We start from the raw sequence: 16,928 nt of genomic DNA on the forward strand, positions 1-16,928 counted from the left end.
TCGAGGCGTGACGGCCATGCCGTGCAAACGCGGCGTGCGGTCGGCGTGGAGGGCCACTATCTTGTGAGGACGCTGCCGAGACGACTCGGCATCACCACCGCAAGGGAAGGAACCTGGCCCTCATGACCCCCGATCACCCCGCTGATGCTCTCCAGACGGCGCTCGAGCAGTTCGACGCCGCGCTCGAACGCTTCGTACAGGCCCGCCTGACCGAACCCAAGCCACCGAAAACCGAGGTGCTGAGTTCGGCGCAGGCGCTGATGATCGCCCCCGGGGGGCTGGATGCACTGTATGCCCGCGTGCCTGACATCGAGGCGGCCGGGGTCTTTGCCAATAGCGATTGGGGGCAGCCGGCCATCCTTCAGCCGGTGCTGGCCGAGCGTACCCTTCGCCACGGCGAGCCGAGCTACACGGTCATTGAGGCGCTCAGCGAGATCCGCCTGCTGGCGGTCGCGTCGGGTGACTACTTCCATCCCGGCATCTCGGCCGAGCAGGCGAGAAACTTCCTGACCCAGGTGATGGCGCTGAACCTCGACCTGCTGTCGGAGCAGATGAGCGAGGCCGACCGCGAGCGCCCGCAAGCGCTGGGCACGCTCGTCCACACGCTCTACCAGTACATGCTGAGCCGCCTGGGCTACGAAAGCATCCTTGAAAGCCTGGTCGAAGAAGTCTGGCGTTTGCTGGCCCAGCGCCCGTTGCAGGCCGATGGCATCAAGCAGATGATCAGCCAGATCGCCAAGTGCCTCTTCGACCCGGCGATCGAAACCGCCGGAATGGACAGCGCCGCGCGTCTGGTGAGCGCCCTGTTCGGCCCGACCCCGGGCTGTCGCGAGGACCCGGGGCTGGTGATCTATGCCCAACGCCTGGCGGACATGGACGATGACGCGTTGATCGAAGAGGTAAGCGGCTTCGCGCGCGCCATGCATGACACCGGGCTGGTGTCGCCGTATCACCCGGTGCTGGTTCGCCATCTGCACCATCGCCGCGACGACCTGCTGCCGGCTGCATTGGGGCTCAGCAGTACCGGCCATGAGGTAATGAAGTGCTATCCGCAGCTGGTGCATGCATTGATCGACGAGGCGATCTATCCCGAGACCAGCCAGGCCGTCTACGGCCTGACACTGCTGCTCGAGCGTGGTGCCCTGTTCACGCCGCCGATCGCCGCGGCACTGTGGCGCCAGATCGAGCTGCCGCTGTCCGAGCAGTCCGAGGCAACCCTGCGTCAGGTCTTCGGTGAGGCCAGGCCGGCGCGGGTCTTCCTGCTCGCGGGGGTGTTGAGCCTGCTGGGTCAGCCGCTGGGTGTCGGGCAGGGCAACAATCCGACCTGCCAGTCAGTGATCGGATTGTCCATGTGGGCCTACAACGATGCCGATTATCTGCTGCAGCTGGTGGCCTGGGCGGCGCGCGATGACGAGGTGCTGGCGCGTTTCGAGGGTCAACGCGTATCGTCACGCGAGCTGGAGCCGGGCCTGGCCAAGGAAGCGCCGTTGGATGTCGACCCGGTGTCGCTGATCCTGGTGCCGCACCTCGACCGCCTCTACATGGAGATGGGGCGGCTGTGCGGGGAGCGCGACGACGACCTGCACCGCTGGATCAATCCGGAGTTCTACGGCTGGTGGGTGGGCTATGGCTTTCGGGTCGTGGCCGACATTCACACCGGCAAGCTCGACGACTACGAGGGCTTCTTGCGCCAGTTCTATGTGCGCTACCACCCCTACTACAACGGCAACCTGCCGCTGATCCACCCGCAGCCGGCGGGTATCGCGGTGACCGACAGTGCCGCGCGTTTCGTCGGCCGGCATGCGATCACCATTCTGCGGGTGGCGCTGGACCCGCAGGGCGTGATGCGCGTCTACTTCTACAACCCCAACAACGACAGCGGTCAGGACTGGGGGCAGGGCATCACCTGCCAGACCCAGGGCTACGGCGAGCGCCCTGGCGAAGCCTCGCTACCCATCGCCGAGTTCGCCTCGCGGTTGTATGTCTTCCATTACGACCCCTTGGAACTCGGCGATACCCAGGCGGTGCCGGCGGACGAGGTAGAGCGCGTCATGGCGCTGGGGCGCGAGAGCTGGGCCAAGGAGCTGTAGACCTGGGAGAGGCGGTAGACTCGGGGTAGCGGTAGAACGGCGCCGGGGCTTTCCCGGCGCCGCCTTGGCAGCCGATGCAGACAGCAGACAGGGCGTTGGGGGCAGGCTCAGCCGAAGAGCGCCCCGGCGATGCGAAAGCCGGCGATCCAGGTGCCGGCGGCCGAGCCCAGCGTGGCCAGGATAAACACCAGCAGGGTGCGCGAGACGCGGTTACGCCACCAGCCCTTGAGCTCGGTGACATCGTGGCGCAGGGTCGAGAAGTCACGCACCTTGGGCTTGCGCATGTAGAGTTCGACCCCGGCGGCGACGAACCCGGCGCCGATGGTGGGATTGAGCGAGGTGAGCGGGGCGGCAAAGAAGGTTGCGATCACGGTCACCGGGTGCGCCAGAGCCGCCAGGGTGGCGGCGCCCGAGAGCACACCATTGATCAGGAACCATTCGATGACCAGCTGCCAGCCCAGATCGGTATTACGCGAGAAGCCGATGGCGAAGCCGGTCAGCACCAGCGCAGTGATCAGCCAGGGCAGCGCCTTCCAGAGTTTCGACGGTGGTGGAGTGTCCTCCAGTTGCTGGCGTTCGGCAACCGGCGAGACGGGAACCTCCGCCTCCAGCTGCTCGGCCATGCCCTTCATGTGGCCGGCGCCAACCACTACCAGCACATGACGATAGCGACCCGGCGGAGCCTCCTCGGCTAGGCGCAGCACCATATAGCGGTCACGCTCGGTAATCAACGGCACATAGAGGTTCTTCGACTCGGCGGCGAACTCGCTGAAGGTGGACTCCAGCACGTCGCCTTCCTTGAGGCGTTCGATGTCCGCGGCAGACACCTCCTGACGCGACATTACGCTGCCGAGCAGGCCCGAGAACAGCCCGAAACGCTGCCACCACGGCACGTTGTGGTAGATGCGCTTGAGCGTCACGCCCACGTCGCGGTCGATCAGCACCAGCGGCAGCCCGGAGCGGCGCGATTCCTCCAGCGCGGCGCGCATCTCGGCGCCGGGCTCGATGCCGGACTGCTCGGCGAGACGCTGCTGGAAGGCGCCCAGCGCCAGGCTGGCGGCGACCATGCCAGCCTTGCCCTGGCGAAAGATCTGGAACAGGTCCTGTTCACCCATGGCATCCGGATTGGCAAGGCTCTGGCGGCGCGAGTCGCACAACTCGATCGCCACCGCGTCGTAGTCCCCCGAGCGGATCATCGTCCGTACGTCCGCAGCGCTCTCGGCGGAGACATGGGCGGTACCCAGCAGGGTGTAGCGGGTGTCGCCAACCTGAACGACGCGGCGCGGGCCGCTGGTGCTGCCGTCCTGTCGCTCGGCGATCACGGATTCCTGGGAGTCGGTCATGGACGCTCGGTATTCAATGGTCGAAGAGAGTGATTATCCATGAAGGGCCCCGTCACGCCAAACCCTCGATGCCTCGGTATCAGCGCCGCCAGAACGCGGGCGTGAAGAGTACCAGCACGGTAAAGATCTCCAGGCGCCCAAGCAGCATGGCCACCACGAGAATCCACTTGGCGGCCATCGGCAGGTCGCCGTAGTTGGCGGAGGCATCGCCCAGCGCCGGGCCGAGGTTGTTGAGCGCCGAGGCTACCGAGGACCAGGCGGTGACCTGGTCGACGCCGGTGGCCATCACGCCCACCAGCATCAGGAAGAACAGCATCACATAGGCCGAGAAGAACCCCCATACCGCCTGGGCGATGCCATCGGGCACGCTGACCTTGCCGACCTTGACGGCGATCACCGCACTGGGATGAATCAGGCGCATTACCTCGCGCATGCCCTGCTTGAGGATCAGGATGATGCGGATCACCTTCATGCCACCACCGGTCGACCCCGAGCAGCCGCCGACGAAGGCGGCCACGAACAGCAGGAAGGGCAGGGCGCCGGGCCAGGCCGAGAAGTCGGCGACGGCGAACCCCGAGGTTGTGGCGATCGAGACCACTTCGAAGAAACCGTGACGTAGACCCATCGCGGTGCCGTACTGACCCGAAAGCCACAGCGAGATCACGGTAATCACCGTCAGCCCGGCGAGGAAGAGCATCAGGAAGCGTGCCTCGGGGTCCTGGAAATAGTGCGTCACGCTGCGCTGGCGCCAGGCGACGAAGTGCAGGCTGAAGCTCATTGCCGAGACGATCAGAAAGCCCGCACAGATCAGCTCGATGGCGGCACTGTCGAAGTAGCCGATGCTGGTGTCATAGGTGGAGAAACCGCCGATGGCGACGGTGGAAAAGCTGTGCCCCAAGGCATCGAACCAGTCCATGCCGGCGGCGAAGTAGGCAAGAAAGCAGGCGATCGTCAGGCTGGCATAGATGTACCACAGCGCCTTGGCGGTTTCGGTAATGCGCGGGGTCAGCTTGGAGTCCTTCAGCGGCCCCGGAATTTCGGTGCGATACAGCGCCATGCCGCCGACGCCCAGGGTCGGCAGGATCGCCACGGCCAGCACGACGATCCCCATCCCCCCCAGCCACTGCAGCTGTTGGCGATAGTAGAGAATCGACTTGGGCAGGAACTCGATGCCGGTGATCACCGTGGCCCCGGTGGTGGTGAGCCCCGAGAAGGACTCGAACACCGCATCGGTGATCGACAGCGCATCGGCGCCGGTCAGCATCAACGGCAGCGAGCCGAACAGGGCCAGTACGCTCCAGAACAGCACGGCGATCAAAAAGCCGTCGCGGGTGCGCAGCTCGCGCCGGGCGTTACGATTGGGCAGGAACATCAGTGCACCCGTCACCACGGTGATAGCGATGGCGGTGGCGAAGGCGTCCCAGAGGCCGTCGGCGTAAAGCAGCGAGATCAGGATCGGCGGCATCATGGTCAAGCTGAACAGCATCAACAGCAGGCCCAGGATACGCAGGATCATGCGCAGGCTCATGGCGCGGCTCTCCTCATCGAAAACGCCGTGACGGCGGCAGCAAATGCCGTGGCTGCATTAGAAGAATGTCAGGCCGACCTGGAAGAGTCTTTCCACATCGCGGATGCGGCGCTTGTCGATCACGAACAGGATCACGTGATCGCCGGATTCGACCACGACGTCGTCGTGGGCGATCAATACGTTCTTGCCGCGCACTACCGCACCGATGGTAGTGCCCTTGGGCAGGTCGATCTCGCCGATCGGGCGGCCGACGACCTTCGAGGACTGGACATCACCATGAGCGATGGCCTCGATGGCCTCGGCGGCGCCGCGACGCAGCGAGTGCACATTGACAATGTCGCCGCGCCGCACATGGGTCAGCAAGCTGCCGATGGTAGCCTGCTGGGGCGAGATGGCGATGTCGATCTCACCGCCCTGCACCAGGTCGACATAGGCGGCGTTGTTGATCAGCGTCAACACTTTCTTGGCGCCCATGCGCTTGGCGAGCATCGAGGACATGATATTGACCTCGTCGTCGTTGGTCAGCGCGCAGAAGATATCGCATTCCTCGATGTTCTCTTCCTCGAGCAGCCGCTTGCTGGTGGCGCTGCCGTGCAGCACCACGGTGCGGTCGAGGCGCTCCGAGAGCTGGGTACAGCGCTCGAGGCTGTGCTCGATGATCTTGACCTGGTGGCTGTGCTCGAGGTGCTCGGCGAGGCGTTCGCCGATATTGCCGCCCCCGGCGATGACCACGCGGCGAAAGTCGCGGTCGAGGCGGCGAAGCTCGCTCATTACCGCACGGATGTCGCGGCGCGCGGCGATGAAGAACACCTCATCGTCGGCCTCGATAACGGTGTCGCCACGGGGAATGATCGGGCGGTTGCGGCGGTAGATGGCCGCCACACGGGTATCGACGCTGGGCATGTGGCGGCGCAGGAAGGCCAGGTCCTGGCCAACCAGCGGGCCGCCATAGATGGCCTTGACCGCCACCAGCTGGACGAGGCCGCCGGCGAATTCCAGCACCTGCAGGGCGCCGGGATGCTCGATCAGCCGGCGGATGTGGTCGGTGACTACCTGCTCGGGGCTGATCAGCACGTCGATGGGTACCGCCTCGTGGGCGAACAACCCCTTGCGGGTGAGGTAAGCGGTGGCGCGTACCCGAGCGATCTTGGTCGGCGTGCGGAACAGCGTGTGGGCGACCTGGCAGGCGATCATGTTGACTTCGTCGCGGCTGGTCACCGCGATCAGCATGTCGGCGTCCTCGCAGCCGGCCTGGCGCAATACCATCGGGTAAGAGCCCGGCCCGACCACGGTGCGGATGTCGAGCCGGGTATGCAGTTCGCGCAATCGGTCGCCGTCGGTGTCGACCACGGTGATGTCGTTTTCCTCGCGGGCCAGGTGTTCGGCCAGCGTGCCACCCACCTGGCCTGCGCCAAGAATGATGATTTTCATGTTTGTTGTGTCCGCTTCCGTTCCCGGTGACGCCTATTGTGCGTCGCAACAGAGAGAGCAGCTTAAACCAGGCGGCGCTCCGGGAACAGGGGAGCGTGGCAGCCGGTCAGTCCAGCGTGAAGCCGACCTTGACCGTCACCTGCCAATGGGCCACCCGGCCGTTCTCGATATGGCCACGGGTATCGGTGACCTCGAGCCAGCGCATGCCGTGCAGGCTGTCTGAGGCCTTGTTGATGGCGTTGTTGACGGCCTCCTCGATGCCATTTTCAGAGGACCCGGTGAGTTCGATGTGTTTGTAGACGTGCTGGCTCATGGCTATCTCCTTTTGCTATCGCCAGGTGCACTAGCGCTAAGTGCACGGTGTACTGTAAGGCAGGCCGGCGGATTCAGCCGGCCTGCTTGACCAGTCTGGCATAGAAGAAGCCATCGTGACTGCCGGAGGCCGGCAGCAGTTGGCGGCCGGCGCCGGCAGGACGCCCCCAGGCGACGTCATCGGGCGTGGTGGCAAGGGCGTTGGGTGTACGTTCAAGAAAGGCCGCGATCTGCTCGGCATTCTCATCGGGCAGCACCGAGCAGGTCGCGTAGAGCAATGTGCCGCCGGGCCGCAGCAGTGACCAGAGATTGTCGAGCAGCCGCCCTTGGAGCTGGGCCAGCTTGACGATATCGGAGGGCCGGCGCAGCCGCTTGATGTCGGGGTGGCGGCGGATCACGCCACTGCCGGAGCAGGGCGCGTCGAGCAGGATGGCATCGAAGAGGGAGCCGTCCCACCAGTTACGCTGAGTCGCGTCGCCATGCAGCAGCGTGGCAGCTAACCCCAGCCGCGCCAGGGCGTCCTCGACACGGGATAGGCGCGCGGCATCGCTGTCCACCGCGCAGAGATCGATATTGTAGACCTCGAGCAACTGGGCGGTCTTGCCACCCGGCGCGCAGCAGGCATCCAGCACCCGCGCGCCCGGGCGTGGCGCCAGCGCCGGCCCGAGCAGCACGCCGGTGAGCTGGGCCGCCTCGTCCTGAACGCTGACATGGCCTTCCTCGAAGCCCGGCAACTGGTGCACGTCGCAAGGGGTCTCGAGGGTCACGCCATCGGGGGCATGGGAGCATAGCCGAGCCGGCAGCCCGGCGCCCGCCAGCTTTTCCAGATAGGCCTCGCGGTCGCCGTGGCGACGATTGACTCGCAGTGTCATGGGGCCGGGGTCATTGTTGGCCATGGCGATGTCGCGCCAGTCGTCGGGCCAGGCCTGGCGCAGGGCCTTGAGCAGCCAGCGCGGGTGCAGCAGCGCCACCGCCGGGTCGCGGTCGACCTCGGCCTGCAGGGCGGCGGATTCGCGCTGCAAGCGGCGCAGGCAGCCATTAAGCACCCTCGTCGCCCACTCCTTGCCGAGCAGGCGCGCGGCGCCGGCGGTCTCGCCCACGGCAGCGTGCGCCGGCACCCGCAGGTAAAGCTGCTGGAAGATGCCGAGCAGCAGCAGCGCCTGAATGTCGGCGTCGCGGGCCTTGAAGGGCTTGACCAGCAGCTCACCGGCCAGCGCCTCCAGGCGTGGCAGGGTACGACAACAGCCGTAGCAGAGCGCCTTGAACAGCGCGCGGTCGCGGGCGACCACCTGATGGTCGTCAAGATCGTTCAGCGAGCCCTTGCCGGTGATGACCGGCACCAGGGCACTGGCGGCCGCGGCACGCACGACCACCCCGGTGTCGTTGTGCAGGCCACGCGAGGGCGGACGACGGTTGCCGGGTCGGTCGTTGTTCATGCCGACGTCTCCTCGTCGTGGCGGCCCAGGCGCAGGCCGGGTGGCAGGCGCTCGGCGCGAGAATGCAGCAGCTCGCGGACCGGCAGCGGCTTGCCGCCCGGCAGTTGGGCCCGCGTAACGCGCAATACCTGGTCGCCCTCGGGGCCTGCGGCGATGCGCAGCGCCTCGGCATCGGGGGACAGCAGAGTGCCGGGCGCCGCCGGGGTTTCGCCCTCGGCGAGCGGTGCGGCCTCGGCCATCAACAGGCGCAGGCGGTCATCCTCGAGGGCGCACCAGGCCACCGGCCAAGGGTTGAAGGCGCGCACCCGGTTGGCGAGCTCGGCGGCGGGACGGCCGAAGTCGAGCTCCGCCTCGGCCTTGGAGAGCTTGGCGGCGTAGGTGACGCCTGCTTCGGGCTGAGGCGTGGCGACCATCTCGCCCGCGGCCAGGGCGTCCAGCGCCTCGACGAGGGCCGCGCCGCCGAGGGTGGCGAGACGGTCGTGAAGCTCGCCGCCGGTGGTGGTGGCGGTGATCGGCGCGCGACGTACCAGCAGCATGCCACCGGTATCCAGTCCCTCGTCCATCTGCATCAGCGTCACACCGCTCTCCGCGTCGCCGGCCTCGATGGCGCGCTGGATGGGGGCGGCGCCGCGCCAGCGCGGCAGCAGCGAGGCATGCACGTTGAGACAGCCCAGCCGGGGGATTGCCAGCACGGCGCGGGGCAGGATCAGCCCGTAGGCCACCACGACCATCACGTCCGCCGTATGGGCGGCCAGTTCGCGCTGAACCTCGGGGGCCTTGAGGGACGCAGGCTGATGGACCGGAAGTTCGTGGGCCAGGGCCAGCCGCTTGACCGGGCTCGGAGTGAGCTTGCGTCCGCGGCCGGCCGGTCGGTCCGGCTGCGTGTAGACGGCGACGACTCGGTGCCGGCTGGCCAGCAGGGCCGCCAGGCTTTCGGCGGCGAAGTCGGGCGTGCCGGCGAAGATGACGCTAAGGGGTCGGGACATGATCTCGGATGGCCTTGCCGGTGAGAGACAGGGTTCATGATAGCGGAGGCGGCCGCAAACGACGAAGACCGATGCATGAGCATCGGTCTTCGGGATCGCGTGAGGGTCTGGCCGTCAGGCTGTTTGCAACTGCTTCTGGCGCTTGAGCATTTTCTTCGCTACCCGGTCGCGCTTGAGCGGCGAAAGGTAGTCGATGAAAAGGATGCCCTCGAGATGGTCGTGCTCATGCTGGATGCAATGCGCCAGCAGACCATCGGCCTCGAGATCAAAGGGCGTGCCGTCACGGTCCAGTGCCTTGAGATGAACGCGCAGGGCGCGCGGCACCTCGGCATAATACTCGGGGATCGACAGGCAGCCTTCCTGCAACGGCTCGCGTTCGTCACCGAGCGTCGTGACCTCGGGATTGATCAAGACCCGCGGGCTCGAACGGTCGTCGCTGACGTCCATGACGATCACGCGGCGATGCACGTCGACCTGGGTGGCGGCAAGCCCGATGCCGCTGGCGTCGTACATGGTCTCGAGCATGTCGTCGACCAGCCGGCGCACCTCGTCGTCGACCGCCTCGACCGGCGCTGCCTTGGTGCGCAGCCGCTCATCGGGAAATTCGAGGATGGGTAATTTGGCCATGGCGTTGGAATCACCGTTATGCTTCGTTTACAAGTTGAGGCTGTTTTAGCGTCACACTGTCCAACAAGCGCTGCCAGCAAGACATGCCAGCGGGACATGTTACCCGTGCGGGGCAGAGGCATGCAGCCGAGCGTCGATGTTATCAATAAGGGTTGGATTGTATCACGCCTCAGCGGTTCCATGGCGGCGCGCGAGACGACCAACGCAGGGGAAGCCGGAATGAAACAACGGATAAAGGATAAGACGAGAGACTGGCGGCGGGGCGGTTCGGTGGCGGGGCTGGGGCTGATCATGGCGCTGAGCCTCGCGCCGGCGGTGATGCCCGAAGGGGCGGTGGCCGAGTCGGGCAGCGTCCACGCCCAGGCGCTGAGTTGGGACGATGGCCTGCGCAGCGACGCCCCGGAGCGCTATCCCGTCAGCCGAGGCGACACCCTCTGGGACATCGCGGGACGCTTCCTGCGCCATCCCTGGCAGTGGCCCGAGGTGTGGCAGGTCAACCCACAGATCGAGAATCCGCACCTGATCTATCCGGGCGACGTGGTCTACCTGTATGACTGCAACGGGCGCCCCTGCCTGGGTCTGGAGCGCGGCCAGGGCCAGGTGAGGCTCTCACCGACCATGCGCACCACACCGCATCGCGAGGCCATCGAGCCGATACCCATGGAGGCGATCGGTCAGTTCCTGCGCGAGCATCGGGTGATCGAGGACCCCGATACGCTCGACGAGCTGGCCTACGTGGTCGGCGGCGACGATCGGCGGCTGATCAGCGGCGCCGGCGACCGGCTATATGCACGCGGCAGCGTCGAGCGTGTCGGCCGTGTCGGCCTCTATCGCACCGGGGAGCGCTATGTCGACAGCGCCAGCGGCGAGCTGCTGGGCCTGGCGTTGGAAAGCATCGGCCAGGCGCGTCGCGAGCGCAGCGAAGACGATATCGTGGTGCTGGAGGTGACGGCCTCGAGCCAGGAGGTGCGCAATAACGATATCGTCCTGCCGCTGGAGGATCGCGCGCTGACGAGGCAGTTCTACCCCCGCCCCCCCGAACGGGCCGTCGATGGGCGAATCCTCGCGGTGCCCGGCGGTGTGCGCTTCATCGGCCGCCTGCAGGTGGTGGCGATTGATCGTGGCCGGCGCGATGGCCTGGAAACCGGGCATGTGCTGAGGGTCGAGCAGCGCGGCGAGCTGGTTGACGATCCACGCACCGGCGAGGCACTGCGCCTGCCCGGCGAGGAGGCCGGGCTGGTGATGATTTTCCGTCCCTACGACAAGATGAGTTATGGCCTGGTGATGGAGGCCTCCCGCACCCTGGCGGTGGGTGACCGGGTGCACAATCCCCGCCGTAACCTGGATGCCGCCCTGCGCTGACGGTTCGTGATGGACAGCGAGAAGAGGAAAGGGGTGAGTGAGAAAGAGGTGGGTGAGCTGGGAGTGGATGGATGAGAGAGGAGCGCGCAATGCAGGCTCGCGAATGGCTGGCGCTGGCGCGGCTGCCCGGGGTGGGCAGCCGGCAGCTGTCGCTGATGGCGGAGCACTGCCCCGACTGGCCCGATGGCTGGCTCGCGGCCCTGCCCGGCGAGGCGGCAAGCACGCTGCGGCTATGGCTCGATCATCCCGCCAAGAGCCCGCTGTCGGCGCGCATCGATGCCGACATGGCCTGGCTCGAGGCCGAGCCGGCACGCGAGCTGCTTTACCGGGGCCATCCCGATTGGCCGGCGCTGCTCGACGAGATTCCCGACCCGCCGCCGGTGCTCTGGGCGCTCGGGGATCTTGCCGCCCTCGAGCCGCCCCGCCTGGCGATGGTCGGTTCGCGACGGCCGACCCGCGAAGGCCAGACCAATGCCGCAGCCTTCGCCAGCGAGCTGGCCCGGCGCGGCTGGGGCGTGGTCAGTGGCATGGCGTTGGGTGTGGACGGCGCGGCGCAGCAGGCCGCCCTGGACGCGGGCGGCAGCAGCGTGGCGGTGCTCGGCTGCGGTGTCGATGTGATCTACCCGCCGCGTCATCACCGGCTCCACGAGCGCCTGCAGGCGTCGGGTGGCCTGCTGCTCTCCGAGCACCCTCCCGGCACGCGGGCTCGTGCCGGTTTCTTCCCGCGCCGCAATCGCATCGTCACCGGCCTCTCGCTTGGTGTGCTGGTCGTCGAGGCGGCCGAGAAGAGTGGCTCGCTGATCAGCGCCCGGCTGGCCGGCGAGCAGAACCGCGAGCTCTTCGCGCTGCCCGGCTCGCTGCACAATCCGCAGAGTCGCGGCTGCCTGCAGCTGATCCGCGATGGCGCCGTATTGGTGCGCGATGTCGACGATATGCTCGCCGAACTGGGGCATTGGGCCATGCCGGTGCCTCTCGTCCCTTCATCGGCTGCGCCCACCACGACACCAGCCTGCGACCAAGGCGCTGCCGATATCAATGCCCCGTCGGGCCCGTTGCTGCGCTGGTTGAGCAGTTCGCCGACCCCCGTAGATACCCTGGTCGGCCTCTCGGGGCTGGGCATCGCCGAATGCCAGCGGGGACTGCTGGAGCTCGAGCTGGAAGGGCAGGCGACCCAGACCGCGGGCGGCTGGGTGCGCCTGCCTCACTAGCCTTGTGCGTGATAGCATAAGCGCCTGCACCGTGGACCCGAGCCAGATGACCGCGACCGCCCCAGTAGGTGAAAGACGGCGATGAAGAAAACGCCAAGGTACCCCCGGGCGATCCGCTCCGGCTCATAGACACTGCGAGGGACGACATGACCGAGGCCCGCCGGCTCGACGCCGCCGTGACCGCGCTACGTGAGGGTGGCGTGATCGCCTATCCTACCGAGGCGGTATGGGGGCTGGGCTGCGATCCGGACAGCGATGTGGCCTTGACCCGGCTGCTGCGCCTCAAGCGGCGCGATCCGAGCAAGGGCATGATCCTGGTGGCGGCGAGCATCGATCAGTTCGCGCCCTGGCTCGAAGGGTTGCCCCTCGAGCAGCATGCGCCGCTGGTGGCCAGCTGGCCGGGCCCCACCACCTGGCTGGTTCCCGACAATGGCCGCTCACGCCCGCTGGTGCGCGGCGCGCATGATCGCGTGGCGCTGCGCGTCAGCGATCATCCATTGGTCGTGGCGCTGTGCCAGGCCTTCGGTGGCCCGCTGGTATCCACCTCGGCCAATCTCGCGGACGAGCCCCCGGCCATGACTGCCGAGGCGGTGCGCGAGGTCTTTGGCGATGAACTCGATCATGTGCTCGAGGGCCGCCTGGGCGGCCTCGAGCGTCCCAGTACCATTCGCGACCTGGCGACCGGCCGGGTACTGCGTTCCTGATCACTGCCGGAGGCTGCGTTGGCCTACGCCAATCTCGATGACGTCAAGACCTACCTGCTCGACCTCCAGGAGCGCCTCTGCGCGGCCTTGGCCGACGAGGACGGTAGCCACTTTCGCGAAGACGCCTGGACTCGCGAGGAGGGTGGTGGCGGCCGCTCCCGCGTGATCGAGCACGGGGGCGTGTTCGAGAAGGGCGGGGTGAACTTCTCGCATGTGTTCGGCGAGCGTCTCCCGCCCTCGGCCACTGCGGCGCGGCCCGAGCTCGCCGGGCGCAGCTTCCATGCGGTTGGGGTGTCGTGGGTGCTGCATCCCGAGAACCCCCACGTGCCGACCAGCCATGGCAATGTGCGCTTCCTGATCGCCGAGAAACCCGGCGAAACACCGGTCTGGTGGTTCGGCGGCGGCTACGACCTGACGCCCTATTACCCGGTTCATGGCGATGTACTGCACTGGCATCGCGTGGCCCGCGAGGCCTGCGCGCCCTTCGGCGAGGAGGTCTACCCGCGCTACAAGGCGTGGTGCGACGACTACTTCTTCCTCAAGCACCGCGACGAGACGCGCGGTGTCGGCGGGCTGTTCTTCGATGATCTCAACGACTGGGGCTTCGAGTGCAGCTTCGCCTTCCAGCGGGCCGTCGCCGACAGCTTCCTCGCGGCCTACCTGCCCATCGTGCGGCGGCGACGCGACACCCCTTGGGGCCAGCGTGAGCGCGATTTTCAGCTCTACCGGCGGGGCCGTTACGTGGAATTCAACCTAGTGTGGGACCGCGGCACCCTGTTCGGCCTGCAGAGCGGCGGTCGCACCGAGTCGATTCTGATGTCGATGCCGCCGCTGGCGCGCTGGCAATACGACTGGACGCCCGAACCGGACAGCCCCGAGGCAGTGCTGACTCGAGATTACCTCCACCCTCGCGACTGGCTCGGCGAGCAAGCCCGGGAGAACCCAGCATGACCGATCGCTACTGCGTGTTTGGCCACCCCATCGGCCACTCAAAATCCCCGTCGATTCATGCCGCCTTCGCCGAGCAGACCGGTGAGGCGATCGAGTACACCGCCATCGAGGCGCCGCTGGACGACTTCTGTGGTGCTTGGCAGCGCTTCGTCGCCGCAGGCGGTCGCGGTGCCAACGTTACCGTGCCCTTCAAGGAAGATGCCTTTCGCTGCTGCGACGTGCTGAGCACCCGCGCGCGCCGCGCCGGGGCGGTAAATACCCTGGTCCTCAGCGGCAATGGCAAGAGCAGCGATTTCAAGGTCCATGGCGACACCACCGATGGCGTCGGCCTGGTGCGCGACCTGGTACGTCATGGCGTCGCGCTCGAGGGTGCGCGAATCCTGGTGCTGGGCGCCGGCGGGGCGGTGCGCGGCGTGCTCGAGCCGCTGCTCGCGCAGGCGCCGCAATCGCTTCAGGTGGCCAACCGTACAGCGGCCAAGGCGGAGGCGCTTGCCCATGACTTCAGCGATCTGGGGGCGATTATCGGTAGCGGCTTCGAGGACGTTCAGGGACCGTTCGACCTGGTGATCAACGGCACCAGTGCCAGTCTTTCCGGCGAGCTGCCGCCGCTGCCTGATACACTATTCTCACCGAGTGCCGGGGCCTACGACATGATGTATGGCGCCGAGCCGACGGTCTTCCTGCGCTGGGCGGCCGCTCGGGGTGCCGGGACCATGGACGGCCTCGGCATGCTGGTCGAGCAGGCCGCGGAGTCGTTCTTTCAATGGCGTGGCAAGCGTTCCGACACTGCCCCGGTGCTCGAGAGGCTGAGGCGCTCGCTGTGAAGCGCCTCGGGGGGGCAGATCGATAGGTCAGCGCCGCTTGGTATAGAGCCCGACCATGCACATCGCCACGCCGGCGACCGAGAGCAGCATGCCGCCATTGACCAGCCAGGGGTAGCGCTGGAGCCAGGAGACAAAAGGTTGCGGCGTGTCCCGGCAGACGCCGGCCCGATAGTCCCAGTAGCCGCCGTCCAGGGTGCAGGCACGCACGTCCCCGAGCTCCCAGAAGTACACTCCCATCAGCACCAGGAGGGGAAGGATCAACAGCAAGAGTCCAAGTTTCAGCATTCGGGAGCCTGTTCGCAGGGGGACAAGGGCAGAAACGTCATGGGCGAGCGCAACTGGGCCGCTGTCCGGCCTGCTGATAGCGGGCCAGGGCGCTGTCCATCTGCGCCTGCAGGCCGCCGATGCGCTGGCCGTGGCTCGGGTGGGTCGACATCCAGGCCGGCGGCTGGCCGCCGCCGGCGGCGCTCATGTTCTCCCACAGCGCCAGGCTCGCGCGGGGATCGAAGCCGGCATCGGCCATCAGCTGCAGGCCGATGACGTCGGCTTCGCTCTCGTGGCTGCGCGAGAAGGGCAGCAGAATGCCGTACTGGGCCCCGAGCCCCAAGGCGCCCATCAGTTGCTGGCCACCGGCGCCCTGTAGGCCCGAGGCCGATGACAGTACCGATAGCCCCATCTTGGTCGCCGTCTCGGTCGAGACTCGCTCATTGGCATGGCGCGCCAGCACGTGGGCAATCTCGTGGGCCACCACGGCCGCCAGCTGGTCCTGGTTCTCGGCGACCTCGAGCAGGCCGGTGTTGACGCCCATGTAACCGCCCGGCAGGGCGAAGGCGTTGGCCTGTTCCGATTCGAACACGCGAATCTGCCAGTTCTGGTCGCGTTGATTGTCGGGAAGCTCCGCTACCAGAGCATCGGCCACGCACTGGGCATAACGCTGCGCGGCGGCGTTGGCCGCGGGCAGGTCCTGCTGATACTGCTCGAACGCCTGGGCGCCCATTTGATTAAGCTGGGCGTCGGACACCAGGGTCAGCTGCGAGCGGCCGGTCGGTGAGGTCGTGCAGGCGGCCAGCGTCAAACTGAGGGTGCCGATGGCGAGGTAATGCGTCCAGCGCATGGGGTGATTCCTCCGTTGCCCAGGCACCTGATGATGCTGGACGTGTCATGAAAGGTCGCTACAAGATACCCCGACCACTTGTCGGGTCAACACCGTTCTGCCATATCGACAGCTGAGGAGATAGTTATGGATGCGGAGCTCTCGCGCCGCCTGCTGGCACTGCTGGATCACGTCGAGCACTGGTTACCGCCCACCCCGGTGGCGGTGGACTGGGAACGTGATGTGGCTGCCCTGTGGCAACGCCATCCGCTGGGCGGTCGTCTGGTGCCCGTGCCGCCGCGCGATGCGCTGAGCCTCAATGATCTGCTCGGCATCGAGCGTCAGAAGCGCGCACTGATCGATAATACCCGGGCCTTTCTGCAGGGCCACCCGGCCAATCATGCCCTGTTGTGGGGGTCGCGAGGTAGCGGCAAGTCGTCGCTGGTGCGTGCGCTGCTCAACAGCCTGGCCGCCGAGGGGCTGCGTCTGGTCCAGGTGGACCGCCACGACCTGGCCGGCTTGCCGACGCTGGTGGAGCAGCTGCGCCATCAGCCGCACCCCTTCGTGGTGTATTGCGACGATCTGTCCTTCGAGGGCCATGACGACGCCTACAAGGCGCTCAAGAGCGTCCTCGACGGCACCTTGACCGGCCCGCCGCCCAATGTGCTGCTCTACGCCACCTCGAACCGCCGGCACCTGCTGCCGGAGTCGATGAGCGACAACGAGGGCTCGCGGCTGGTGGGCGACGAACTGCATCACGGCGACGCCGTGGAAGAGAAGATCTCCCTGTCGGACCGCTTCGGGCTCTGGCTCGGCTTTCGCCCCTTCAATCAGGAAACCTACCTGGAAACCTGTCGACATTGGGTCGGCCACTTGGGCCACGCCGATGACTGGGATGCCGAGGCCAGTGACGCGGCGGTGCGTTTCGCGACCCTGCGTGGTGGGCGCAGTGGCCGCGTGGCCTGGCAGTTCGCCTGCCAGTGGGTCGGCGCGCGGCGCCTCGATACCGAGCGCTGAGCCTCCAGCGGCCTGT

At 67.0% G+C, this 16,928-nt stretch carries 16 protein-coding genes; 7 read left to right on the forward strand and 9 right to left on the reverse strand.

Going from position 1 to position 16,928, the window contains the following annotated elements:
- Positions 1-122 precede the first annotated feature (122 nt).
- Positions 123-2,090, forward strand: a complete 1,968-nt coding sequence (locus BM341_RS09730; RefSeq protein ID WP_089795378.1) for a hypothetical protein — start codon at positions 123-125, stop codon at positions 2,088-2,090.
- 107 nt (positions 2,091-2,197) lie between these two features.
- Here BM341_RS09730 and BM341_RS09735 read toward each other — a convergent pair whose 3' ends face one another.
- From BM341_RS09735 to def, 7 genes are all read right to left on the reverse strand, one after another.
- Positions 2,198-3,433: a TraB/GumN family protein gene (locus BM341_RS09735; protein WP_089795379.1), complete on the reverse strand. Its 1,236-nt coding sequence runs from the start codon at positions 3,431-3,433 to the stop codon at positions 2,198-2,200.
- A 79-nt stretch (positions 3,434-3,512) separates the two neighbouring features.
- Positions 3,513-4,961, reverse strand: coding sequence for a TrkH family potassium uptake protein (locus tag BM341_RS09740; protein WP_089795381.1), 1,449 nt, complete (start codon positions 4,959-4,961; stop codon positions 3,513-3,515).
- A 57-nt stretch (positions 4,962-5,018) separates the two neighbouring features.
- Positions 5,019-6,392 carry a Trk system potassium transporter TrkA gene (gene trkA, locus BM341_RS09745; protein WP_089795383.1) on the reverse strand — a complete coding sequence of 458 codons (1,374 nt, stop codon included), beginning with the start codon at positions 6,390-6,392 and terminating at the stop codon, positions 5,019-5,021.
- A 106-nt stretch (positions 6,393-6,498) separates the two neighbouring features.
- Positions 6,499-6,705: a dodecin gene (locus tag BM341_RS09750; RefSeq protein ID WP_089795386.1), complete on the reverse strand. Its 207-nt coding sequence runs from the start codon at positions 6,703-6,705 to the stop codon at positions 6,499-6,501.
- A 73-nt stretch (positions 6,706-6,778) separates the two neighbouring features.
- The gene (gene rsmB, locus BM341_RS09755) at positions 6,779-8,140 is read right to left on the reverse strand and encodes a 16S rRNA (cytosine(967)-C(5))-methyltransferase RsmB (protein ID WP_089795388.1); all 1,362 of its coding nucleotides are present in this window, start codon (positions 8,138-8,140) and stop codon (positions 6,779-6,781) included.
- Positions 8,137-9,126, reverse strand: a complete 990-nt coding sequence (gene fmt / locus BM341_RS09760) for a methionyl-tRNA formyltransferase (protein WP_089795390.1) — start codon at positions 9,124-9,126, stop codon at positions 8,137-8,139. The genes rsmB and fmt overlap by 4 nt, the downstream gene beginning before the upstream one ends.
- Before the next feature lie 114 nt (positions 9,127-9,240).
- On the reverse strand, positions 9,241-9,753 hold the full coding sequence (gene def, locus BM341_RS09765) for a peptide deformylase (protein ID WP_089795392.1): 513 nt from the start codon (positions 9,751-9,753) through the stop codon (positions 9,241-9,243).
- Between the two features lie 318 nt (positions 9,754-10,071).
- On the opposite strand from def, the gene BM341_RS09770 reads away from it, so the two are divergent.
- The 5 genes from BM341_RS09770 to aroE all read left to right on the forward strand — a co-directional run bounded on the left by BM341_RS09770 (position 10,072) and on the right by aroE (position 14,802).
- Positions 10,072-11,115 carry a LysM peptidoglycan-binding domain-containing protein gene (locus BM341_RS09770; protein WP_245784245.1) on the forward strand — a complete coding sequence of 348 codons (1,044 nt, stop codon included), beginning with the start codon at positions 10,072-10,074 and terminating at the stop codon, positions 11,113-11,115.
- 89 nt (positions 11,116-11,204) lie between these two features.
- Complete coding sequence (dprA, locus tag BM341_RS09775; RefSeq protein WP_089795393.1) at positions 11,205-12,323, forward strand: DNA-processing protein DprA; 1,119 nt, start codon at positions 11,205-11,207, stop codon at positions 12,321-12,323.
- Positions 12,324-12,469: 146 nt separating this feature from the next.
- Positions 12,470-13,027, forward strand: a complete 558-nt coding sequence (gene tsaC / locus BM341_RS09780) for an L-threonylcarbamoyladenylate synthase type 1 TsaC (RefSeq protein ID WP_089795395.1) — start codon at positions 12,470-12,472, stop codon at positions 13,025-13,027.
- A gap of 18 nt (positions 13,028-13,045) precedes the next feature.
- Positions 13,046-13,978 (forward strand): oxygen-dependent coproporphyrinogen oxidase, encoded by a 933-nt coding sequence (hemF, locus tag BM341_RS09785; protein WP_089795397.1) that lies wholly within the window; start codon positions 13,046-13,048, stop codon positions 13,976-13,978.
- Entirely contained in the window at positions 13,975-14,802 is an 828-nt protein-coding gene (aroE, locus tag BM341_RS09790) for a shikimate dehydrogenase (RefSeq protein ID WP_089795398.1), read from the forward strand. Before hemF ends, aroE begins: the two co-directional genes overlap by 4 nt.
- A 27-nt stretch (positions 14,803-14,829) precedes the next feature.
- Here aroE and BM341_RS09795 read toward each other — a convergent pair whose 3' ends face one another.
- Both BM341_RS09795 and BM341_RS09800 read right to left on the reverse strand, forming a co-directional pair.
- On the reverse strand, positions 14,830-15,087 hold the full coding sequence (locus tag BM341_RS09795; protein ID WP_089795400.1) for a hypothetical protein: 258 nt from the start codon (positions 15,085-15,087) through the stop codon (positions 14,830-14,832).
- A 37-nt stretch (positions 15,088-15,124) separates the two neighbouring features.
- Entirely contained in the window at positions 15,125-15,916 is a 792-nt protein-coding gene (locus BM341_RS09800; RefSeq protein ID WP_089795402.1) for a M48 family metallopeptidase, read from the reverse strand.
- 126 nt (positions 15,917-16,042) lie between these two features.
- On the opposite strand from BM341_RS09800, the gene BM341_RS09805 reads away from it, so the two are divergent.
- On the forward strand, positions 16,043-16,912 hold the full coding sequence (locus tag BM341_RS09805; RefSeq protein ID WP_089795404.1) for an ATP-binding protein: 870 nt from the start codon (positions 16,043-16,045) through the stop codon (positions 16,910-16,912).
- The last annotated feature ends 16 nt before the right edge of the window (positions 16,913-16,928 follow it).

Origin of the sequence: Halomonas korlensis, from assembly GCF_900116705.1 — a bacterium.
In the GTDB taxonomy this organism is placed as follows: Bacteria; Pseudomonadota; Gammaproteobacteria; order Pseudomonadales; family Halomonadaceae; genus Halomonas; species Halomonas korlensis.